This window comes from Rhodocyclaceae bacterium, from assembly GCA_020248265.1.
GTDB lineage: Bacteria > Pseudomonadota > Gammaproteobacteria > Burkholderiales > CAIKXV01 > CAIKXV01.
Window position 1 is genome coordinate 88383 of sequence record JADCHX010000005.1, and the last position, 21398, is coordinate 109780.

Sequence of the window (21398 nt, forward strand, 5' to 3'; positions counted from 1 at the left end):
CTGACGACTCCTGTCGATGCGGATACGGGAATCCGCCACCGGTGGTGGCAGCGGAAAGGCTGCATCCGTTGAAGCAAGTTTCCTGCCGCACGCATTTATGCGCAAGCCCTGGCGACGCGCGTGTGATCACCATGCAGTTCCGGCGCACGCCGTCATCTGATTGACTGAGGCGCCGACGGTCCATTACCCTCCAACGATCGATTCGGCCTGCAGGCCCCGATGATGCATGCTGCGCCTGCCACGGCCATGCCACGAGAGGAGCGCACGAATGCCGGACGGTTCGCTGAACGATCGAGGCATTGCCTCGCTGATCGAACCCGGACGAGTGCACCGCCGCGTCTACACCGACCCCGGCGTGTTCGAACTCGAGATGCAGCGCCTGTTCGGGCGCGCCTGGCTGTTCGTCGGGCACTCGACGCAGGTCCCGAAGCCGGGCGACTTCATCACCACCGACCTCGGGCGCCAGCCGGTGCTGATGACGCGCCACCACGATGGCTCGGTGCGCGTGGTACTGAACCGCTGTACCCACCGCGGCATCAAGCTGGTCGCCGAGCGCCAGGGCAACCGGCAGCGCCTGATCTGCCTCTATCACGGCTGGACGTTCGACCCGGACGGCACGCTGCTGCGCGTCCCGGTCGACGAAGGCTGCGCACCGGGCTTCAAGCTGTGCGACTTCAACCTGGCGAAGGCACCGCGCGTAGGCATCTACCGCGGGTTCGTGTTCGCCAGCCTGTCGCCCGCAGGCATCGCCTTCGACGACTGGATCGCGCCGATGAAGCAGAACATCGACGACATCGTCGACCGGGCGCCCGGTGGCGAGATCGCGCTCGATGCCGGCGTGCACCGCTACCTGGTGCGCGCGAACTGGAAGATGCAGGCCGAGAACGCAGTCGACTCGTACCATGTGCCGTTCAGCCATGCGTCTACCGTGAACCAGAAGGGCGTGCAGTTTTCGCGCCGCGAAGGCGACAACGAGGGTGCCAAGGTAGTCGACGGCCAGCGCACCGCGCCCCAATGGAAGCAGCGGCGCAGCTACTCGGTGGGTCACGGCCACTGCTGGACCAGCAATACCGAACTGAAGGAAAACGAACGGTCGAGCGCGGTGTACGACGAGTACCGCCGTACGCTGGAGGCGGCAGTCGGCAAGGAGCGGTCAGACTGGATCCTCACCCCGCGCATGCACAACTCGCTGCTCTACCCGAACGTGTCGTTCATGGGCCTGAACATGCACATCCGCGTCATCCGGCCGATCGCGGTCGACCTGACCGAGGTCAACATCTATCCGGTCCGGCTGCTCGGCGCACCCGAGGCGATGAACGAGCGCAACACCCGGCTGCTGAACGTGACCCATGCGGCGGCCTCGTTCGTGCAGTCCGACGATCTGGAGGCCTTCGCGCGCGCGCAGGCAGGGCTGCAGAGCCTGCAGACCGACTGGGTCGACATCTCGCGCGGACTGGGCCGCGAGGAAGCGATCGACCCGCCGGGCGCGCTGCGGCAGATGGCAACCGACGAACTGGTCGTGCGCGGACAGTTCCGCGCATGGCTCGACTACATGTCCGAGGCATGATGGCTGGCGAGTACGAGCAGTTCCTGATCCACGAGTCGACGCTGCTCGACGAACGCCGCTTCCGCGACTGGATGGCCCTGTTCACCGAGGACGGCTCCTACTGGGTACCGGCCACCGTCGGCCAGCGCAGCCCTTACGGCCAGACCTCACTGTTCTACGACGACCTGGAACTGATGCGCACCCGCATCGACCGCCTCGAGCATCCGTTGATCCATGTGCAGACCCCGCCGTCGAATACCGTGCACCTGATCGGCAGCGTCACCGTCGAGCCCGGCGTGCCCGCGCCCGATCCCGAGGCCGGCCTGCCGACAAGCGACGTGCTGGTGCTGTCTTCGGCGATCACCGCCGAGTACCGTCTCGACCACACCCGGACCTTCGTCGGCCGGCAGCGGCACTGGCTACGGCACGTCGACGGTGCGCTGCGCATCGTGCGCAAGCGCGTCGACCTGGTGAACTGCGAGGCTGCGTTCGAGGCGATCGCGGTACCGGTCTGAACGTCGGCGCGGCGCGTCGTGGCACCAGCCCCCTGATCAACCGTCGAAGCCGAACAGCGCGCGGTCGGGCAGGCTGAAGCCGCGGCCCAGCAGGCCGCAGGCGCCGTCGAGATCGAGGATGGCGAGGTTCACCTGCGGCACGGTGCCGCTGGCGAGCACGCGGGGAATGTCGACGCAGCCGCTGCCCGTGTCGACGACGGCCTTGCGCCGCGCCAGCGCGTCGCCCTGCAGCCATTGCGCCCACTCTGCCGCCAGCGCCGGAGCCAGGTGCATCGCCTGCCCGCCCAGCCCGCAGAAGTCGATCACCGCGCTGTCGCCGATCGCACCCAGCGGAGTCGCAGCCTCGCGCCCGGGCAGCCTGCCGCCCACCGGCGGCCGGGCCACGACGCGCGTCCAGCCGCTCCGGCCATGCACGCGCAGGCCGAAATCGAGGCCATTGCCACCCGCCCCGGCGATGCGGCCGGGCACCGGGTCGCCATCGCCGCCAGCGAGCAGCCAGCCGGCGGCAGCCATCAGCACCGGCAGGACGAAATTCGGATTCGATGCCGGCAGGGCTGCATCCGCTGGCGCCAGGCCGTCGATGGCCGCGAGCAGTGCCTCGTTCGCGGCGGCCGTGCGCCCGTGACATTCGTCGCCCGCGGCCAGTGCGCGTTCGATCACGGCAGCGAGCGCGACCGGGCGCGCACGCAGGAGCGGTGCCAGTACCTGCAGCCCGAACGTGGCGATTGCCGCCATGCGCCCGAGGCAGGCCGGATCGGCCGACCCGAAGCGCAGCGCGGGCGGCGTGCCTTCGACCAGCGGTGCCAGGAAAGTGCGGCGGGCGCTGCCCGCGCGCGCGAGCGGCATCGAAGCCGACACCACCTGGGCCAGCGGCGTAGCCACGCCATGGTCCTGCGCCGGTTGCAGCCGAACCCGGCCGGAGGCGAGCAGGCGCACGGCTTCGGCGTCGTCGGCGGCGAGGCGTTCGAAGCGCAGCGCCTGAATCGCCGCGTTGCGCACCGGCGCGGGCAGCGCACCATCGAATGCCGGGCCGGCATGCAGCAGCACCGCGTCGTCCAGCGCCGGCAGCGCCTGGCGCCGCGTCACCACATCCAGCCAGGCCGCGCCCGCGAAGCGGGCCGCGAGAGCGGCCGGCCCGTGCGGATCGCCGGCCGCTGCAGCCGGCGGCTGCCCCCCGGCCGGTGCAGCGATCATGCCACCAGCCGTTCGACCCGCGGCAGGATCACCGAGGTTGCGTCGTGGCGTACGCCTTCGACCATGCAGAAGTCGGGCGTCAGCAGGCGGCTGGCCATGACCGTGGTCTGCTCGTTGTCGGTCATCGGGAAGCGCCCCGCCTCGTCGAGCAGCACCGTCACGTCGGCGGGATTGCCCGGCCGAAGGGTGCCCAGTTCGGGCGGCAACCCGAAGATCTCGACCGCGTTCACCGTCACCATCCGCACCACATGCTGCAGCGGCAGGCCGAGCGCCAGCATCGCGGTCATCGCGGAGGCGAGCGAGAACCGCTGCTTGCCGAAGAACATGTGCTCCTGGTCGGAGTGCTGTTCGGGCGTGCCCGGCGGCGGTGGCACCGGCGTGTTGTAGCCATGCATGTCGGCGCCGAGCGTATGCGGAACGATGCCGGCATCGAGCGCGATGCGCGCCATGTTGAAGCTGAAGTGCGAGCCGTGGCCGACGTCGATCTTCATGCCCATGGCCAACGCCTCGCGCACCACCGGGTGCACCTTGCCTTCGCGATTGACGAAGCCGCCAGGGTGCCGGGTGAACGGATGCGCCAGGATATCGCCAGCGCGCAGCATCGGCACCACCTGGGCCAGGATGTCGTCGGCATCGATCGGCTCGCGCCCCGCCGCCTCGCTGGCGTCGGGCATCGGCCACAGCTGGCCGAAGTGGATGTACAGCGGAAGGTCCGCACCGCGGCCGATCTCGGTGCAGCGCTGCATGACTTCGTGCCCCCAGCGTGCTGCGCCGCCGACTTCGGCATGTGCCTTGAAGCCCTTCACGAGGTCGGCATTGGCCAGCGCGGATTTCACGGTCGCCTCGACGTCGATGCAGTCTGGACGATACAGCGAAGGATAGTAGTGCCCCTCCAGCCCGCCGACGAGGTATGCCGACAGGTAGGTGAACACGCGCGAACGGCTCGTCTTGACGACATTCTCGCGGAAGGCCGGCAGCGTGATGCAGGACGGCCCGCCCTGGTCGATCAGCGTGGTCACGCCCGATTGCACGCCGCAGAGGTCGGCGTCCAGCCCGAACCGGCCGGTGACATGCCGGAACACATGGGCATGGGTATCGACCATGCCCGGGATCACCAGACGTCCGGACACATCGATGCGTTCGCGCGCCGCGAGGGTGCCGCCGTGCGACTGGATGGCGGCCACGCGGCCGCCGCTGATGGCGACGTCGTAGCGGCCGTCGAGCCCCTGCGCGGGATCGACCAGGTGCCCTCCGATCAGTGCAGTGTCGAACATGATCATTCGGCCTTCGCGCCGGAAATGCGCACCACGTCGGCGTAGAGCGTTATCGACTCGTCGAGCACTTTGGCGAACTCCGCTGGAGTGTTTCCCAGGGGCTCGACACCGATCGCATCCAGCCGCTTGATCACCCCGGGGTCGCGCACCGCAGCGGCGATCTCCCTCGCCACCCGCGCGACCACCGCCGGCGGAGTCTTCGCCGGGGCGAGGAGGCCGTTCCAGGTGAACGCATGGAAGCCGGGGTAGCCCTGCTCGGCGACCGTCGGGATTTCCGGCAACTGCGCCGATCGCGTCAGCCCCGAGACGGCGAGCGCCCGCACTCGGCCGGCGCGTGCCTGCGGCACGATCTCCGCGACGTTACCGAAGTAGGCGACGACCTGGCCACCCATCAGTTCGGCGATGGCGACCGAGCCGCCCTTGTACGGAATATGGTTCATCTCGACACCCGCGCGCGACAGGAACATCGCCATCGTGAGGTGCGTGCCGGCGCCGTTCCCCGCCGACCCGTAGGGCATCGCGCCCGGACGCGTCCTGGCCAGCGCGACCAGGTCTTTCAGCGTCTTGACCGGCAACGAGGGATGCACCCCCAGCGCATACGGGTTGGTGCCGACGATCGACATCGGCGCGAAGTCGCGCGCCGGGTCGTAGGGTACCTTGGCCATCGCAGGGTAGATCGCAAGCTGCGTCGGGGTACCCATCAGCATCGTGTAGCCGTCGGCCGGCGCACGCGCCACCAGTTCGGTGGCGATGCTGCCGCTGGCGCCAGGCCGGTTCTCGACCAGGACGTTCTGCCCGAGCCGCGTGGTCAACCATTCGGCGGATATGCGCGAGATGCTGTCGGTGTTGCCGCCTGCGCTGAACGGAACGATGATGCGCGCCGGTCGCTGCGGCCACTCCTGCGCGTACACCGAGGCTGCCTGACCACCAAGGATCGCTGCGGCCAGGGCAAACACCCCAGCGCGCGGGCGCCCGCTCATCGCCTCCGTGGAACCTGACCCGGACGGTCGCCGGCCGCAGCCTGAAGGTCCGGTGTCTCGATCAGCAGCGGGCGTGCGCATCGGCAGTGCTCCTTCGTGAAGTGGAAACAGGCAGGGAGCCTGTACCGTCCGGAAAAGCGAATCCCGTGCCAGTGCAGGCACGGCCCCCTCATCCAGCGCCGCGCCCGACATCAGGCCGCGAGAACGCCGGCGGAGGCCGCGCGTGCAGCGGCGCAGGCGCTGCGAACATGCTCGATCGCCGCGGTGCGTGCCCCGGGCGCATCGCGTGCCTCCAGCCGCGCGAGCAGGCGACGCAGTTCGGCAGCACTCTCGCGCGCACGGCCCGCACCCTGCATCGAACGCGCACGCAGGAACGTGATGCGTGCGACCAGCCCCTGCAGGAGTTCGGCGATCACCGCGCTGTCGCAGCCGCCGAGCAGCGCGTCGTAGAAGCGCGTCGTGGCGGCCAACCGGCCCGCGGGATCGCGCCGCACCACGGCCCGCTCGAACTCGACCAGCGCGCTGCGCATCGCGTGCAGCCTCTGCATGTCGAGCCGGGTAGCGGCACGGAAGGCCGCCTCACCCTCGAGCATCGCTCGCACCTCGTAGATCTGCTCGGCCTCGGCCCATGAGATGGCGGCGACCGAGGGGCCGCGATTGGGCACCAGCGTGATCAGCTTTTCGGCCGCCAGCATGCGCAGCGCCTCGCGCAGCGAGGCGCGGCTGATATCGAGCCGGCGACAGAGGTCCGCCTCGACCAGCCGCTCGCCGGGCTGGAACACGCCGGAGAAGATCGCCTGGCGCAGGTTCTCCGCCGCCTGGTGCAGGACGGTCTTCGGCAAGACCTTGAGGTCCATCGACGCCATCGCACTCACCGGGCGACGTCGGCTGCCACGCCGCGCTGGCGCTCGCCGTGCCTGGAGAAGGTGACGTACTCGGGCCGGAACCATGGTTCGGCGGCGATCGCCAGCCGCGCGAAGCCGGCCCGCGCTGCGGCGCGTTCCGGCGATTCGAGCGCGGCACGGTCGCCAAGGTAATGGACCGTGAGGTGCGTCCAGCGGCCCGGGTCGCCGTCTACCACCTCGAATCGGCGCGTCATCCACCAGTCGGGGCACTCGAGCAGCCGCGGCAGGTGCTCGCGGTCGTACCACTCGGCGAACGCGGCGCGGCGCCCCGCCGGGACCTCGAAGAACACCGCGAACAGCAGTGGCGCCGACAACGGGTCGGCCGGGGCCTGCCGGCCGCGCCGTTCGCCGACCTGGTTGCAGATGTAGCGGGTGAAGCCGGCGACGCCACCCAGCATCCGGCGTGTCTGCTCGCTCGGCTGCCCCTTCACCTTCGAGTATTCGGGCGTCTTCAGATCGCCCGCATTGCCCATTTCGTAGACCGCCAGGTAGCTGGCGCTGGCAGTGGCACGGTAGCGCTGGGCACTCGCGAAACCCGGGCAGGCCATGCGCAGCGGGATATGCTCGGTGTCGTACCAGTCGTTGAATTCGGCCTCCCATGCCGGCTGCGGCGTCATCTCGGAGAACAGGATGGTGGAACCTTGCATGGCGGCGTCCGGCTCGTTGCGGGTTGCTTGACAAGCATTGTCTGACAATCTTATTTTCGACGCTCGCGCCGTGTCAACCGCGCCACCGAAGAGATCCAGATGAAACTCACCGTGCGCCGCACCTACACCATCGTCGACACCCTGCACGAAGAGTCCGGGCGCGCCGGCGACCCGCCGCTGCGCAAGGTCGCGGCGATCGCGATCGTGGCCAACCCGCATGCCGGTGGTTACGTGGAAGACCTCAAGCCGATGATCGAGGCCAGCGTCGCGCTCGGCCACCAGCTCGCCGAAGCGGCGGTCGCCGCGCTGGCACCCTACACTGCACAAAGCTACGGCAAGGCCGGCATCGTCGGACTGCTGGGCGCGCAGGAACATGCCAATGCGCTGCTCACCACCGCGTTTGCCGAACCGCTGCGCCAGGCCCTGGGCGGCGGCAAGGCATGGATCTCCTCGTACACCAAACGCGCCGCGCCCGGCACCACCATCGACGTGCCGCTCGCCTCGAAAGACGCGCTGTACGTACGCTCGCACTACGACGGCATGTCGGTGAACCTGCCCGATGCGCCGATGCCCGACGAGATCGCGGTGATCTTCTGCGTCGCCAACCGCGGCCGGATCAACGCCCGGGTCGGCGGGCTGAAGCTGTCCGACGCAAAGGGCCAGGACGGCCTCACCTGATCTCCCACTCTGCCCGCCTTCCCGCGGGCTCGCACCTTCCACACATCGAAGCCCGGAGAATCCCATGAAGACCGCCATCGTCAACCTGGCCACGATCGTCACCGGCGACTGGCGCGACCCGATCGCCAGCGGCGACACCATCCTGATGGCCGATGGAAAGATCCTCGAGGTCGGCACCGTTTCCGCCGACAAGGTCGAGGCCTGCGACGTGGTGATCGATGCCGGTGGCGCCACCGCGATCCCGGGCCTGATCGACTCGCAGGTGCACAACACCTTCGGCGACTACACGCCGCGCCAGAAGACGGTCGGCTTCCTGGAAAGCTACGTGCACGGCGGCACGACCACCGCGATCAGTGCCTCGGAGGTGCATGTGCCAGGGCGTCCGAAAGACCCGGAGGGCGTCAAGGCGCTCGCGGTCGCCGCGATGAAGTGCTTCGAGCACCTGCGCCCGGGCGGCATGAAGGTGCATGCCGGGTCGATCATCCTCGAACCGGGACTGGTCGAAGCCGACTTCGCCGAGGTTGCATCCAAGGGCCTGTGGCTCGCCAAGGCCGGCTTCGGCGCGGTGAAGACGCCATTCGACTATGCGCCGATGATCGGCTGGGCGAAGAAGCACGGCATGATCACGACGGTCCACACCGGCGGCTCGTCGATCCCCGGCTCGTCCGGCATCTGGGCCGACCACCTGCTGGCGATGCAGCCCGACGTGTCCTTCCACATCAACGGCGGCCCGGTGGCGATGCCGGACACCGACTTCCCGCGCATCCTGCACGAGAGCACGATCGCGATGCAGGTCTGCACGGCCGGCAACCTGCGCACCCTGCTGATGCTCGGGGACATGGCGCGCGAAGCCGATCAGTTCGATCGTTTCCTGATCGCCACGGACACCCCGACCGGCTCCGGCATCATGCCGCTGGGCATGATGTACACGATCACCCACCTGGCGAGCCTCACCCGGATGCCGGTCGAGTGGGCGATCGCCGCCGCCACCGGCAACAACGCGACCATCTACAAGTTGAACAGCGGCTTCCTGCGCGCCGGCAAGGATGCGGACGTGGTCATCCTGGACGCCTGTGTCGGTGGCACGAAGAACAATGCACTGGACGCCTTGCGCAACGGCGACATCGCCGCGGTAGGCGCAGTGGTGACCGACGGCATTCCGCGCTTCGTCGGACGCAGCCGGAACACGCCTGCGCCGATGAAGAGCGTGCGCGTGGCGAAAAGCACCATCGTGCAGAACTTCTCCGGCGAAGCACACTGATGGCAGCGACGAGCGAAAGACATGTGCTGATCTCGGGCGGTGGCCCGACCGGCGTGGTAGCGGCGCTCGCCTGCGCGCAACGCGGCTTCCGCGTCACCCTGATCGAGGCCGCCAGCGAGATCGACGACAACCCGCGCGCGGCGACCACCCATCCGTCGACGCTCGAATACATCGACCGGCTGGGCTTCGTCGATGAGTTCATCGACAAGGGACTGGTCTGCCGCTACTTCCAGTTCTGGGACCGCGACACGCAGACCCGGGTCGCGCAGTTCGACCATGAAATCCTCCGCGACGAGACGAAGTTCCCGTTCGCGGTGCAGACCGAGCAGCACAAGCTGGTGCAGATGCTGCTGCCGAAGATCCGCGCCTTCCCCGGCTGCAGCGCCGAGCTGGGCACCGAGGTGGTCGACGCGGTGCAGGACGAGCACAAGGTCACGGTCACCGTGCGCCGCGACGGCGAGCTGTCGAGGATCGACTGTGACTGGCTGGTCGCCGCCGACGGCGGCCGCAGCACGATCCGCAAGCAGCTCGACATTCCGTTCGAGGGCTTCACCTTCCCCGAGCGCTTCACGGTGCTGACCACCGTGCACGACTTCGAGCGCTCGCTCGGCTGCTGCTATCGCAACTACCTGGCCGGCTCCGAGGAATGGGCGATGATCTTCAAGGTCGCCGGCGACGACATGAAGGGTCGCTGGCGCGCCGTCATGCCTACCCGGGAATCCGAGACCGACGCGCAGGCGCTGGCGGACGAATCGGTCCTGGGACGCATCCAGGGACTCGACCGCAGCTGCACCCTCGACGACGTCGTACACCGCAAGATCTACAACGTGCACCAGCGGATCGCCGCGAAGTTCCGCGTCGGCCGCATCTACCTCGCCGGCGATGCCTCGCACCTGAACAACCCGATCGGCGGGCTCGGGCTCAACTGCGGCATCCATGACGCGATGGAACTGGTCGACACGCTGGAGGCGGCCCGCGCGGGCGCGGGCGAGGAACGCCTCGACCGCTACCAGCGGCGCCGGCGCACGCTCAACGCCGAGTTCATCCAGGAACAGACCATCAACAACAAGAAGCGCCTGGAAGAGAAGGATCCCGCCGCGCGCCAGCGCCGGCTGGACGAACTGCGCGCGACCGAGGCCGACCCGGTGAAACACAAGGCGTTCCTGATGCGCAGTTCGCTGATCGCCAGCGTGCGCCGCGCCGGCACGATCGACTGACGCCGCGCCTGCCAGCCCCGACTGCGGCGACCGCTGCCGCGCCAACCGTTTTCCGCAACTCCCGGTGACTGCCATGACGCCTCTGCCGCTGCTGCTGCCGTTCCATCGTCCGTGCGCCGTCCTCGCCCTGGCAGCCTGCGCAGGCGCGCTGCTGGCGGCCGGAGCCCTGCCCGGGGCTGCGCATGGACAGACCGCATGGCCGAACGCCCCGATCCGCATGGTCGTGCCGTTCGCGCCCGGCGCGGCCAACGACGCGGTCGGCCGCATCATCGCCGCTCCGATGTCCTCTGCCCTGGGTACGCCGATACTGGTCGACAACCGCCCCGGCGCGGGCGGCAACCTCGGTGCCGAGATCGCAGCCCGTGCGCCGGCGGACGGCTTCACGCTGTTCCTCGCCAACGTGTCGCACGCGACCAGCGCATCGATGTACGACAAGCTGGGCTACGACCTGCAGCGCGACTTCGCCCCGGTGTCGCTGATCGGCTCAGGCTCGTACTTCCTGGTGACCCATCCGTCGCTGCCGGTGAAGTCGTTCAAGGAACTGGTCGCCTTCGCGCGCGCGCGGCCGGGGCAACTCAACGTCGGATCGGCTGGTGCCGGCTCCTACCTGTGGATCGAGATGCTGATGGACCTCACCGGCACCAGGATGACCCACATCGCCTACAAGGGTACGCCGCAGGTCGCGACCGCAGTGCTCGGCGGCGAAATCGCGCTGGGTGCGGTCACCACCGTCGTGGCCTCACAGCAGGTGAAGTCGGGCCGCCTGCGCGGCCAGGTGGTCAGCAGCCCGCAGCGCTCGACGCTGTCGCCGGAGGTACCCACCGTGTTCGAGGCAGGCTACCGCGAACTCGAGGCGACCACCTGGTACGGCCTTCTGGTGCCGGCCGCGACGCCGAAGGAGATCGTCAATCGCCTGCATGCGGAAGCGGTGAAGGCGATGAAGCTGCCAGAGGTGCGCGAACGATTCGACAATCTCGACATCCGGGCGATCGGCTCTTCCCCCGCCGAGTTCGGCGCGTTCATTCGCAACGAGGTCGCGCGCTGGGCCAAGGTCGTCAAGCAGTCCGGCGCAAAACCGGCGTGACGGCTCTGACGTAGACTCCGTCGGTTCCCGGACATCAGGAGTCGCGGCGCGGTGCGGGCCCTGTCGCTCGAGTCGTGATCCGGACCCCGCAGAACAACAGGAGGTCACGATGGCCATTCGGGTATTTGCCAGCAACAGCGTGCGCGGGGTCACCGAAGCGCTGCTGCCCGCGTTCAGATCGCCCGACGGCGCGCCAGTCGAGGTCGTGTTCGACGCGGCGAAGGCGCTCCTGCGGCGCATCGCTGCCGGAGAGCCTGCCGACGTTGCGCTGCTCGGCACACCCACGCTCGAAGATCTGGCCACCCAGGGTCTGATCGACCGCTCGAGCATGCGCCCGCTGGCCAGTTCGGGCGTCGGTGTCGGCGTGAAGTCCGGCACGCCACACCCGAAGATCGACACGGTCGATGCGTTCAGGCAGATGCTCATCGACGCCGAGTCGATCGCGCACACGACCGAGGGCGCCAGCGGCATGTATTTCTCCGGCCTGATCGACACCCTCGGCCTCGGCGCGCAGGTGCGGCCGAAGACGCGCACACGGCCCGGAGGGCTGGTCGGGGAAGTGCTGGTCGCCGGCGGTGCGCAGGTCGGTATCCAGCAGATCTCGGAACTGCGCGCGGTGCCGGGTGTCGACGTGGTCGGTCCGCTGCCGGCGGGTGTGCAGAAGATCTTCGGCAACTCGGCCGGCGTGTTCGCCGGCTGCGCAAACCCGGGGGGCGCTGCCGCGTTGATCGCATTCCTGACCTCGGCGGAGGCCACGCCTGTCTACGAAGCGCACGGGCTCACGGCAGGGCAGGAGGACAAGACATGACAGATACGGCATTCGAGGGCTTTCGCGACTGGGTCGGACGCCGGCGCGAGGAACACGACACGATCACCGATTGGCCGGCGAGGGCGATGCATGCCACGCTGGACCGGGACACCGGCGCACCGGCGCAGGGCGATGAACTGCCGCCGGCGTGGCATTGGCTCTACTTCCTCGATGCATGCCGGGCATCCCGGATCGCGTGCGACGGACATCCGGAACGCGGCGATTTCCTGCCACCAGTGCCATTGCCGCGCCGGATGTGGGCCGGTGGACGCATCGAATGGCAGGCTCCGCTGCGCATCGGTGACCGCGCGAGCCGCGTGTCGGAGATCGTGTCGGTCGAGCCCAAGAGCGGGCGCACCGGCACCCTGGTGTTCGTCACCGTGCGCCATACGATTTCAAACGCGGCCGGCATTGCGATCGTCGAGGAGCATGACATCGTGTACCGGGAGGCAGCGCGGCCTGGAGATCCAGTCCCGGCAGCCCGACCCGCACCGTCGAACCCGCACTGGTCGCGCGCGTGGGTACCCGACGAGGTCATGCTCTTCCGTTACTCGGCGCTCACGTTCAACAGCCATCGCATCCATTACGACACGCCCTATGTGACCGGAACCGAAGGCTATGCAGGGCTGGTCGTGCATGGTCCGCTGCAGGCGACCTTGCTGCTCGACCTCGCGCATGAGCATGCGGCGCCCGGACTGAGACTGTCTCGCTTCGAATACCGTGCACTGGCACCCACGTTCGGTGGCCTCACGCTGTCGATCAACGGCATCGCGGCGGCGGACGCCCACTCGGCCCAGGTCTGGGCGACCGGGCCAGGGGGCGGACAGACGATGGCGGGCAGCGCAACCTACACCTGACCGCAGGGGCTGCGGTTTCAAAGGTATTGCCGTCAGTTCCGGACGTAACCGTTTGAAACGAAGCCGATCTCGCGCATAATGAGGGGGCTGGCTCCTGCGGCACGTCATGTGTATAAGTTTGCTCAAGTCAGACGCCACCGGAGCCGTTAATGGCCGCGCAGGGCGCTCCGGCCCTTGCGCGCCATGCATGCCTCCGACGATCGCCAACCAGGCTCCCCGACCGTGCAATCCACGCAGTCCCCTCCGGCTGCTCCCGCCCAGCCTGTCCGGCCCGCTTCGGCGATCGCCGCGACGCCGCTCGGCCGGCGGGTCACGCTCGAAGCCGTCGCGGCCGACCTGCTGGCCGATGCGATCATCGACGCCGAGCAGGCTGGGCAGCTGACCCGGGGCGGCCGGTTCAGCAGATCCGAACTGCATCCGCTCGCGATCGTCGCCGACCAGAAGTGGAAGGATCCCCGTCCCGGTCGCAAGCTGCTCGGGCTCGACAACCTGACCGAGTGGTTCGCCGACAAGGCTGGCCTGCCCTACCTGAAGATCGATCCGTTCAAGATCGACTTCGCTGGCGTGACGCAGGTGATGTCCAACGCGTACGCGACCCGCTTCCGCATCCTGCCGGTGGCGGTGACGCAGCGCGACGTGACGCTGGCGGTGTGCGAGCCGTTCATCCAGGAATGGGAGTCCGAACTCAGGCACATCCTGAAGCGCGACGTGAAGCGGGTGATCGCAAGCCCGGTCGAGATCAGCCAGTACCTGGTCGAGTTCTACACGATCGCCAAGTCGGTCAAGGGTGCCTCCGCCGCGCAGGGCGGCGCGATGTCCGATCTCGCCAACTTCGAACAGCTGGTGCAGCTCGGCAAGAAAGGTTCCCTCGATGCCAACGACGCGCATGTCGTGTCGCTCACCGACTGGCTGATGCACTACGCGTTCGAACAGCGCGCGAGCGACATCCACCTCGAACCACGGCGCGAGGTGAGCAACATCCGGTTCCGGATCGACGGCGTGATGCACCAGGTCTACCAGGTGCCCACCCCGGTGCTGGCCGCGATGACCAGCCGGATAAAGGTACTCGGCCGGATGGATGTCGTCGAGAAACGTCGTCCCCAGGATGGTCGCATCAAGACCGTGGCGCCCGACGGCCAGGAGATCGAGCTGCGCCTGTCGACCATGCCCACCGCCTTCGGCGAAAAGCTGGTCATGCGGATATTCGATCCCGAGGTGTTGCTGCGCGACTACAAGGACCTCGGCTTCTCGGACGACGACCTCGCCAAGTGGAACGGCATGGTTACCAGGCCCAACGGCATCGTGCTGGTCACCGGCCCTACCGGCTCGGGCAAGACGACGACGCTCTACTCCACGCTCAAGCACCTGGCCAACGAGGAAGTGAACGTCTGCACGGTCGAGGATCCGATCGAGATGGTCGAACCCGCGTTCAACCAGATGCAGGTCCAGCACAACATCGGCCTGGACTTCGCGAGCGGCATCCGCACCTTGATGCGCCAGGATCCGGACATCATCATGGTCGGCGAGATCCGCGACCAGGAAACCGCCGACATGGCGATCCAGGCGTCGCTTACCGGCCATCTGGTGCTCTCGACACTGCACACGAACGACGCGCCGTCGGCGGTCACGCGCATGCTCGACATCGGCGTGCCACCCTACCTTCTGCACGCGACCGTGCTGGGCGTCATGGCGCAGCGGCTGGTGCGCACGCTCTGCCCGCACTGCAAGGAACCGGCGCCGCTCGACGAGAGCGCCTGGAACCTGCTGGTCGCCCCGTGGAAGGCGCGCAAGCCGGACACCGTATACCGCGCCAACGGATGCCTCGAATGCCGGATGACCGGCTTCCGCGGGCGGGCGGGCATCTACGAACTGATGGTGCTGTCGGCCAACCTGCGCGGGGTGATCCAGGCCGACTGCGACCTGCTCGAACTGACCGAGCAGGCGGCACGCGACGGCATGAAGCCGCTTCGCATCAGCGGTGCAATGAAGGTCGCCGCCGGGCTGACCACCATCGAGGAAGTGCTGAAGGTCGCCCCGCCGCAGGTCGGCGAGCGAGCCGGCACGCGTCGCCAGTGACCAGCGCAGATCGTACCTGGCGGCCGACGCGATGAACGAACCCCTGCAACGCGCGATACTGGCAGCGGAGGACGCGTCCGGCCCCGCGGCTGGGGCAGCGATCCGGGTGCAGGCCTGTCCGAACGCCGCGGTGATCGATGCGATCTTCCGCAGCGCCCGCACTGGCATCGTGGCCGCAGACCTCGAAGGGCAGCGCATGCGCGTCAACGCGGCACTCTGCGAGATGACCGGCCACAGCGAGGCGGAACTGCTGGCGCTGGACTTCCGCACGCAGGTGCACCCGGAAGATCTGCCGCGCAGCCTCGCGCTGCGCGACTCGATGCTCTCCGGCGAACGCGACAGCTATGGTGTGCAGCGGCGATTGCGGCGCGCGGATGGCAGCTGGCTTGAAGCGAGCGCGACGATCTCGATGGTGCGCGATGACGCTGGCCTTCCGTCATTCATCATGGTCGTGGTGGACGACCTGACCGGGCAACTGCGCGGCGCGCAGGTGCCGGAAGACGCCGAAGGCAGGTCCCGGGGCGTTTCGAGCGATGTCACTCACCGGGTGGTGTCCGAGCGGCGGCTGCGCGAACGGGAGGCCGAGAACCGCCTGCTCGCCGAGATCGTGAGTCAGAGCCAGGACGCGATCATCACGCGCGACCTGGACAACCGGATCGTCACCTGGAACGCAGGCGCGACCATGCTGTTCGGGCATTCGGCCGCCGATGTCGTCGGCCGCAACGCGACCGAACTGCTGGGACTGGATCGCTCCGCGGAGACCATTGCCTTGCGCATCGCAGACCTGCGCGCAGGTGTTTCCATGACCCGCCGCACCCGCATCCGTACCGCCGGCGACCGCATGGTCGACATCGAGATCAGGCAGTCGCCGCTGCGCGATGCCGAAGGCCGCCTGATCGGTCAGATCACCATCTCGCGCGACCTGACCGAACGTCTCGAGACCGAACAGGCCCTGCGGGCCAGCGAGGCGCGCAACCGTCTGCTGGCGGCGGTGGTCGAGCAGAGTTCCGAAGCGATCCTCATCAAGGATCTCGACAACATCGTGCTGTCGTGGAACGCTGGCGCCGAGCGGATGTACGGCTGGAGCCAGGCCGAAGCGGTGGGCCGCAACATCACCCTGCTGCTGCGCCCCTCCGCGACGGGCACCGACGTCGCGCGGCGAATCGCACAGGTGCGCCGTGGTGTTCCAGATGCCTGGCGCACCGTGAGCTACCGGCGCGACGGCACCCTGATCCACGTCGACGTGAACGTCTCGCCGCTGTTCGACGAGAGCGGACGTCACATCGGCGAGATCAGCATGGTGCGCGACATCACCGAGCGCGAGCAGGCGGAAGCCGCGCTGCGCGTAACCCAGGCGCGCAACCGCGAACTGGCACTGATCGTCGACCAGAGCTACGACGCGATCATCACCAAGGACACGCACAATCGCATCCTCACCTGGAACCGGGGTGCCGAACGCATCTTCGGGTGGAGCGCCGCCGAGGCCGTGGGCCGGAATTTCCTCTCACTGACCGTGCCGGATGCCAGCGAACCGGAACTGCGCGCCGCGATCGAACGCATCGAAACGCACACGGCCGATACATGGGAGGCAGTCCGCCTTACCAAGGACGGCCGTCGCATCCACGTCGAAGTATCGCTCTCGCCGTTGTTCGACGAAGACGGAAAGCACCTCGGCGAGATCAGCATCAACCGCGACATCAGCGAGCGGGTGCAGGCAGAAGAAGCACTGCGAGACCACCGTCTGTTCCTGGAACAGGCACAGGAAGTCGGCAGCATCGGCAGCTGGGCGCTATCCCTCACCGGCGGCACGCTCACCTGGAGCGAAGAGACGAGGCGTATCTTCGGCATGGGGGGTGACGCCTTCGACGGCAGCGCGGAAACCTTCTGGGAACTGCTCCACCCGGACGACGTCGCGCGCGTGCGCACCGCGCACGAACAGGCGATCTCGGTACGCCGGCCGTTCACCAACCAGTACCGCATCGTCCGGCCCGATGGCGCGCAACGGTGGATCCATGAACACGCGGCGATCATCCGCGACGACCACGACCAGCCCCTGCGCATGGTCGGCGTGGTGCAGGACATCACCGAGCAGCGGGCAGCGCAGGAGCGCATCGAGTTCCTGGCCACGCGCGATCCGCTGACCGAGCTGCCCAATCGCCTCCTGCTGCGCGACCGCATCACGCATGCAATGGCAGGCGCGGCGCGCAGCGGCACCCAGCTGGCGCTGCTCTTCATCGATCTCGACCAGTTCAAGACGATCAACGATTCGCTGGGGCACTGGGTAGGCGACGAGTTGCTGAAGCAGGTCGCCGCACGGCTGGCCAGCTGCGTGCGCATGGAAGACACGCTGGCACGCCTGGGCGGCGACGAATTCGTCCTGCTGCTGCAGGGGCTGACCGATTCCCAGGCGGCCTCGCAGGTCGCGAGCAAGGTGCTCAGTCTGCTCGCCCGCCCCTACCTGATCGAGGGGCATCAGCTGTCTTCCTCGTGCAGCATCGGCATCAGCCTCTACCCGACCGATGGCGAAGACGCCCAGGCGCTGATGAAGAACGCGGACGCGGCGATGTACTACGCGAAGGAACGCGGGCGCGGCAACTACCAGTACTTCTCCACCGAACTGCATTCGCGCGCGGTCGAACGGCTGTCGATCGAGACGGCGCTGCGCCGCGCGCTCGAGCGCGGCGAGTTCGAGCTGCACTTCCAGCCGCAGGCACGGATGGATGACTCGACGGTCGTCGGCATGGAAGCGCTGCTGCGCTGGAACCATCCCGACGAGGGCGTCCTCGCACCCGGCCGTTTCATCCGCATCGCCGAGGAAAGCGGCCTGATCGTGCCGCTCGGCGATTGGGCGCTCGACGCGGCGTGCGCGCAGATGCGGGCATGGCTCGATGCCGGCCTGACGCCGCCCAGGCTCGCGGTGAACGTCTCCGTCGGCCAGCTCTCGCCCGCCTTCGTGCTCGGCGTCGAACGCATCCTCCGGGCGCACCGCATGGACGGCTCGCAGCTGGAGCTGGAGATGACCGAAAGCCTGCTGATGCTGCAGGTCGACGAGAACGTGAAGGTGCTGCGCCGGCTCGGCGACCTCGGGGTGCAGATCTCTCTGGACGACTTCGGCACCGGCTATTCGTCGCTCGCCTACCTGAAGAAGTTCCCGATCGACGCGCTGAAAATCGACCGGACCTTCGTGCGAGACATCGTCGAGGACCCGGACGATTCCGCCATCACGGCCGCCGTGGTGTCGATCGGACACCACATGCAGCTGCGCGTGGTCGCCGAGGGGGTCGAAACGCCGGAACAGCTGGCCATCCTGCGCACGATGGGCTGCGACGAGTACCAGGGCTACCTGTTCAGCCGCCCGCTGCCGGCTGCCGGGTTCGCTGCGCGTTTCCTCGGCGGCGCACCCGCAGGGTCTTCCACCGCCGCACTGGCCCGGGTCAGCGGGCGAGGGAACGCATCGCGCGCTCAAGGCCCTCGAGGCTGAGCGGAAACATCCGCTCGCCCATCAGCTTGCGGGTGAGCGCAATGGACTCGTGGTACTCCCAGCGCGACTCCGGCTGAGGATTGATCCATGCGGCGTGGCTGTACACGTCGAGCAGCCGCTGCAACCAGACAGCACCCGGCTCGTCGTTGTTGTGCTCGACGCTGCCACCGGCGAGCAGGATCTCGTACGGGCTCATCGTCGCGTCGCCGACGATCACCAGCTTGTAGTCGTTGCCGAACTTGTGCAACACGTCCATCAGCCGGCTTCGCTCGTCGAAGCGGCGCCGGTTGTCCTTCCATACCGACTCGTAGACGAAGTTGTGGAAGTAGAAGTACTCGAGGTGCTTGAACTCGCCGCGCGCGGCCGAGAACAGTTCCTCGACCACGCGGATGTAGTCGTCCATCGAGCCGCCGACATCCAGGAACAGCAGCACCTTCACCGCGTTGTGCCGTTCGGGCACCAGCTTCAGGTCGAGCCAGCCGGCATTGCGCGCGGTCGAGCGGATCGTGTCGTCCAGGTCGAGTTCCTCTGCGGCGCCCTCGCGCGCGAAGCGGCGCAGCCGGCGCAGCGCGACCTTGATGTTGCGCGTGCCCAGTTCGACATCGGAATCGAAGTTGCGGAACTCGCGCCGGTCCCAGACCTTCACCGCCCGGCGGTTGCGCGATTCATGCTGGCCGATGCGCACGCCCTCGGGGTTGTAGCCGTATGCGCCGAACGGGCTGGTGCCGGCGGTGCCGACCCATTTCGAACCGCCCTGATGGCGGCCCTTCTGCTCCTCCAGGCGCTGCCTGAGCGTCTCCATCAGCTTGTCCCAGCCACCGAGGGATTCGATCAGCTTCTTCTCTTCGTCGGTCAGCAGCTTCTCGGCCTGCCTGCGCAGCCATTCGTCAGGGATGGCGGTGCGCAGGTCGGGCGCCTGCGACATCACCCCCTTGAAGTACGCGCCGAACACGCGGTCGAAGCGGTCGAGGTTCGATTCGTCCTTCACCAGCGCGGTACGGGCAAAGTAGTAGAAGTCGTCCATGCTGCCCCAGGCCACATGGCGCTGCAGGCCTTCGATCAGCGTGAGGAACTCGCGCAGCGACACCGGCAGCCCGGCCTTCTTCAGCTCGAACAGGAAGTCGATCAGCATCGCGCGCCTGCGGTCAGCCCTTGCGCCGCGACATGAAGATCAGCCGCTCGAACAGGTGGACGTCCTGCTCGTTCTTCAGCAGCGCGCCATGCAGCGGCGGCAGGATCTTGCCGTTGTCGTTGCTGCGCAGCGCCTCGGCGGGGATGTCCTCGGCCATCAGCAGCTTCAGCCAGTCGAGCAGTTCCGATGTCGACGGCTTCTTCTTCAGGCCAGGTACCTCGCGCAGCTCGAAGAAGGCCTCCATCGCCTCGCGCACCAGGGCCTGCTTGATGCCGGGGAAGTGCACGTCGACGATCTGCGCCATGGTGTCGCGATCGGGGAAGCGGATGTAGTGGAAGAAGCAGCGGCGCAGGAAGGCGTCGGGCAGTTCCTTCTCATTGTTGCTGGTGATGATGATCAGCGGCCGGTGCGTCGCGCGCACCAGTTGCCGCGTCTCGTGGACGTAGAACTCCATCCGGTCGAGTTCGCGCAGCAGGTCGTTCGGGAACTCGATGTCGGCCTTGTCGATCTCGTCGATCAGTACGACCGACGGCTCGGCGCACTCGAACGCCTCCCACAGCTTGCCGCGCACGATGTAGTTCGAAATGTCGGCGACCTTCGCCTCGCCGAGTTGCGAGTCGCGCAGGCGCGATACCGCGTCGTACTCGTACAGGCCGTGCTGGGCCTTGGTGGTCGACTTCACATGCCATTCGAACAGCGGACGACCGAGCGCTCCGGCGACCTCCTCGGCCAGCATGGTCTTGCCGGTGCCGGGTTCGCCCTTGATCAGCAACGGCCGCTGCAGGGTGACCGCGGCATTCACCGCCATCTTCAGGTCGTCGGTGGCGATGTAGCGTTCGGTACCGGTGAACATCGGGTCGAGCCTTTCGGACGGATGTGGGCAGGAAGCACGTGCCGACGATTATAGGGCCGGGGCTACAATCCCACCCGCACCCCTTGCCGTCCACACGCGCGGAATCCCGCCCATGCCCCGCTTCGCCGCGAACCTGTCCTTCCTGTTCCACGAGGTACCCTTCGAGCAGCGCTTTGCGCGCGCCGCCGCGGCCGGGTTCGCCGGCGTCGAATACTTCTTTCCGTATGCGCTGCCCGCGGCACGTATCGCCGCCCTGCTCGAAGAGCACCGGTTGACGCAGGTGCTGTTCAACCTGCCGGCCGGCGACTGGGAAGCGGGCGAACGGGGGATCGCCGCCCATCCGGGCCGGGTCGCGGAGTTCCGGGACAGCGTCGGACTTGCACTGGAGTACGCGGCCGCACTGGGCTGCAGCCAGGTGAACTGCCTGGCCGGCATGCCACCGCACGGCGCCGATCCGCTGCAGGTGCGCGAGACCTTCGTCGAAAACCTGCGCTATGCCGCCGGCACGGCGGCCGCGCACGGGGTACGCATGCTGTCGGAGCCGATCAACGATCGCGACATGCCCGGCTTCTACCTGACCCGTTCGGCGCAGGCGATCGAACTGTTCGACGAAGCGGGCAGCGACAACCTCTACCTGCAGTACGACGTCTACCACATGCAGGTGATGGAGGGCGACCTCGCCCCGACCATCGAACGCCTGCTGCCGCGCATCGCGCACATGCAGTTCGCAGATACGCCCGGACGGCATGAACCCGGCACCGGCGAGATCAACTTTCCCTTCCTGTTCGGCCATGTCGACCGGCTCGGCTACACGGGATGGATGAGCGCGGAATACCGGCCGAGCGCCGGCACGGAAGCCAGCCTCGGCTGGCTGCGCGGATGACCACCGG

The 21398-nt window shown here is 67.9% G+C and carries 18 protein-coding genes; 11 read left to right on the plus strand and 7 right to left on the minus strand.

From position 1 onward, the window contains the following. Positions 1–268: 268 nt before the first annotated feature. Together ING98_07695 and ING98_07700 are read left to right on the plus strand one after the other, a co-directional pair. On the plus strand, positions 269–1567 hold the full coding sequence (locus ING98_07695) for a Rieske 2Fe-2S domain-containing protein (GenBank protein ID MCA3101740.1): 1299 nt from the start codon (positions 269–271) through the stop codon (positions 1565–1567). Continuing rightward, positions 1567–2061, plus strand: coding sequence for an aromatic-ring-hydroxylating dioxygenase subunit beta (locus tag ING98_07700; GenBank protein ID MCA3101741.1), 495 nt, complete (start codon positions 1567–1569; stop codon positions 2059–2061). The genes ING98_07695 and ING98_07700 overlap by 1 nt, the downstream gene beginning before the upstream one ends. Before the next feature lie 36 nt (positions 2062–2097). Here the strand turns inward: ING98_07700 and ING98_07705 are convergent, their stop codons facing one another. The 5 genes from ING98_07705 to ING98_07725 form a co-directional block, all read right to left on the minus strand. Continuing rightward, positions 2098–3255 carry a DUF1116 domain-containing protein gene (locus tag ING98_07705; GenBank protein ID MCA3101742.1) on the minus strand — a complete coding sequence of 386 codons (1158 nt, stop codon included), beginning with the start codon at positions 3253–3255 and terminating at the stop codon, positions 2098–2100. Beyond that, entirely contained in the window at positions 3252–4529 is a 1278-nt protein-coding gene (locus tag ING98_07710; protein ID MCA3101743.1) for an amidohydrolase/deacetylase family metallohydrolase, read from the minus strand. Before ING98_07710 ends, ING98_07705 begins: the two co-directional genes overlap by 4 nt. A gap of 2 nt (positions 4530–4531) precedes the next feature. Next, positions 4532–5509, minus strand: coding sequence for a tripartite tricarboxylate transporter substrate binding protein (locus ING98_07715; GenBank protein ID MCA3101744.1), 978 nt, complete (start codon positions 5507–5509; stop codon positions 4532–4534). Positions 5510–5700: 191 nt separating this feature from the next. Further along, positions 5701–6375 carry a GntR family transcriptional regulator gene (locus tag ING98_07720; protein MCA3101745.1) on the minus strand — a complete coding sequence of 225 codons (675 nt, stop codon included), beginning with the start codon at positions 6373–6375 and terminating at the stop codon, positions 5701–5703. Positions 6376–6380: 5 nt separating this feature from the next. Continuing rightward, the gene (locus ING98_07725) at positions 6381–7061 is read right to left on the minus strand and encodes a hypothetical protein (GenBank protein ID MCA3101746.1); all 681 of its coding nucleotides are present in this window, start codon (positions 7059–7061) and stop codon (positions 6381–6383) included. Positions 7062–7160: 99 nt separating this feature from the next. Here ING98_07725 and ING98_07730 point away from each other — a divergent pair, with 99 nt between their 5' ends. The 8 genes from ING98_07730 to ING98_07765 all read left to right on the plus strand — a co-directional run bounded on the left by ING98_07730 (position 7161) and on the right by ING98_07765 (position 18523). Beyond that, complete coding sequence (locus tag ING98_07730; protein MCA3101747.1) at positions 7161–7739, plus strand: amino acid synthesis family protein; 579 nt, start codon at positions 7161–7163, stop codon at positions 7737–7739. 64 nt (positions 7740–7803) lie between these two features. Beyond that, the gene (locus ING98_07735; GenBank protein ID MCA3101748.1) at positions 7804–9000 is read left to right on the plus strand and encodes an amidohydrolase family protein; all 1197 of its coding nucleotides are present in this window, start codon (positions 7804–7806) and stop codon (positions 8998–9000) included. Continuing rightward, positions 9000–10217 carry an FAD-dependent monooxygenase gene (locus ING98_07740; GenBank protein ID MCA3101749.1) on the plus strand — a complete coding sequence of 406 codons (1218 nt, stop codon included), beginning with the start codon at positions 9000–9002 and terminating at the stop codon, positions 10215–10217. The genes ING98_07735 and ING98_07740 overlap by 1 nt, the downstream gene beginning before the upstream one ends. A gap of 73 nt (positions 10218–10290) precedes the next feature. Next, on the plus strand, positions 10291–11301 hold the full coding sequence (locus tag ING98_07745; protein MCA3101750.1) for a tripartite tricarboxylate transporter substrate binding protein: 1011 nt from the start codon (positions 10291–10293) through the stop codon (positions 11299–11301). Between the two features lie 109 nt (positions 11302–11410). Further along, positions 11411–12109, plus strand: a complete 699-nt coding sequence (locus tag ING98_07750) for a substrate-binding domain-containing protein (protein MCA3101751.1) — start codon at positions 11411–11413, stop codon at positions 12107–12109. Next, positions 12106–12966, plus strand: a complete 861-nt coding sequence (locus ING98_07755) for a MaoC family dehydratase N-terminal domain-containing protein (protein MCA3101752.1) — start codon at positions 12106–12108, stop codon at positions 12964–12966. Before ING98_07750 ends, ING98_07755 begins: the two co-directional genes overlap by 4 nt. 183 nt (positions 12967–13149) lie before the next feature. Continuing rightward, positions 13150–15042: a type II/IV secretion system protein gene (locus ING98_07760; protein MCA3101753.1), complete on the plus strand. Its 1893-nt coding sequence runs from the start codon at positions 13150–13152 to the stop codon at positions 15040–15042. Positions 15043–15073: 31 nt separating this feature from the next. Continuing rightward, positions 15074–18523 (plus strand): PAS domain S-box protein, encoded by a 3450-nt coding sequence (locus ING98_07765; protein ID MCA3101754.1) that lies wholly within the window; start codon positions 15074–15076, stop codon positions 18521–18523. Here ING98_07765 and ING98_07770 read toward each other — a convergent pair. Continuing rightward, entirely contained in the window at positions 18477–19655 is a 1179-nt protein-coding gene (locus ING98_07770) for a VWA domain-containing protein (protein MCA3101755.1), read from the minus strand. The two genes, ING98_07765 and ING98_07770, sit on opposite strands and share 47 nt — an antisense overlap. Positions 19656–19668: 13 nt before the next feature. Then, entirely contained in the window at positions 19669–20508 is an 840-nt protein-coding gene (locus tag ING98_07775; protein ID MCA3101756.1) for a MoxR family ATPase, read from the minus strand. A gap of 112 nt (positions 20509–20620) precedes the next feature. Here ING98_07775 and hyi point away from each other — a divergent pair, with 112 nt between their 5' ends. Beyond that, positions 20621–21391: a hydroxypyruvate isomerase gene (gene hyi / locus ING98_07780; GenBank protein ID MCA3101757.1), complete on the plus strand. Its 771-nt coding sequence runs from the start codon at positions 20621–20623 to the stop codon at positions 21389–21391. Positions 21392–21398: the final 7 nt, after the last annotated feature.

What these genes read in the sequence shown, in the direction of transcription:
- ING98_07760 (MCA3101753.1), top strand. Translation starts at nt 13,150, where the DNA reads ATGCATGCCTCCGACGATCGCCAACCAGGCTCCCCGACCGTGCAATCC.
- ING98_07765 (MCA3101754.1), top strand. Translation starts at nt 15,074, where the DNA reads ATGAACGAACCCCTGCAACGCGCGATACTGGCAGCGGAGGACGCGTCC.
- ING98_07740 (MCA3101749.1), top strand. Translation starts at nt 9,000, where the DNA reads ATGGCAGCGACGAGCGAAAGACATGTGCTGATCTCGGGCGGTGGCCCG.
- ING98_07770 (MCA3101755.1), bottom strand. Translation starts at nt 19,655, where the DNA reads ATGCTGATCGACTTCCTGTTCGAGCTGAAGAAGGCCGGGCTGCCGGTG.
- ING98_07750 (MCA3101751.1), top strand. Translation starts at nt 11,411, where the DNA reads ATGGCCATTCGGGTATTTGCCAGCAACAGCGTGCGCGGGGTCACCGAA.
- ING98_07695 (MCA3101740.1), top strand. Translation starts at nt 269, where the DNA reads ATGCCGGACGGTTCGCTGAACGATCGAGGCATTGCCTCGCTGATCGAA.
- ING98_07720 (MCA3101745.1), bottom strand. Translation starts at nt 6,375, where the DNA reads ATGGCGTCGATGGACCTCAAGGTCTTGCCGAAGACCGTCCTGCACCAG.
- ING98_07730 (MCA3101747.1), top strand. Translation starts at nt 7,161, where the DNA reads ATGAAACTCACCGTGCGCCGCACCTACACCATCGTCGACACCCTGCAC.
- ING98_07775 (MCA3101756.1), bottom strand. Translation starts at nt 20,508, where the DNA reads ATGTTCACCGGTACCGAACGCTACATCGCCACCGACGACCTGAAGATG.
- ING98_07735 (MCA3101748.1), top strand. Translation starts at nt 7,804, where the DNA reads ATGAAGACCGCCATCGTCAACCTGGCCACGATCGTCACCGGCGACTGG.
- ING98_07715 (MCA3101744.1), bottom strand. Translation starts at nt 5,509, where the DNA reads ATGAGCGGGCGCCCGCGCGCTGGGGTGTTTGCCCTGGCCGCAGCGATC.
- ING98_07745 (MCA3101750.1), top strand. Translation starts at nt 10,291, where the DNA reads ATGACGCCTCTGCCGCTGCTGCTGCCGTTCCATCGTCCGTGCGCCGTC.
- ING98_07705 (MCA3101742.1), bottom strand. Translation starts at nt 3,255, where the DNA reads ATGATCGCTGCACCGGCCGGGGGGCAGCCGCCGGCTGCAGCGGCCGGC.
- hyi (MCA3101757.1), top strand. Translation starts at nt 20,621, where the DNA reads ATGCCCCGCTTCGCCGCGAACCTGTCCTTCCTGTTCCACGAGGTACCC.
- ING98_07710 (MCA3101743.1), bottom strand. Translation starts at nt 4,529, where the DNA reads ATGTTCGACACTGCACTGATCGGAGGGCACCTGGTCGATCCCGCGCAG.
- ING98_07700 (MCA3101741.1), top strand. Translation starts at nt 1,567, where the DNA reads ATGGCTGGCGAGTACGAGCAGTTCCTGATCCACGAGTCGACGCTGCTC.
- ING98_07755 (MCA3101752.1), top strand. Translation starts at nt 12,106, where the DNA reads ATGACAGATACGGCATTCGAGGGCTTTCGCGACTGGGTCGGACGCCGG.
- ING98_07725 (MCA3101746.1), bottom strand. Translation starts at nt 7,061, where the DNA reads ATGCAAGGTTCCACCATCCTGTTCTCCGAGATGACGCCGCAGCCGGCA.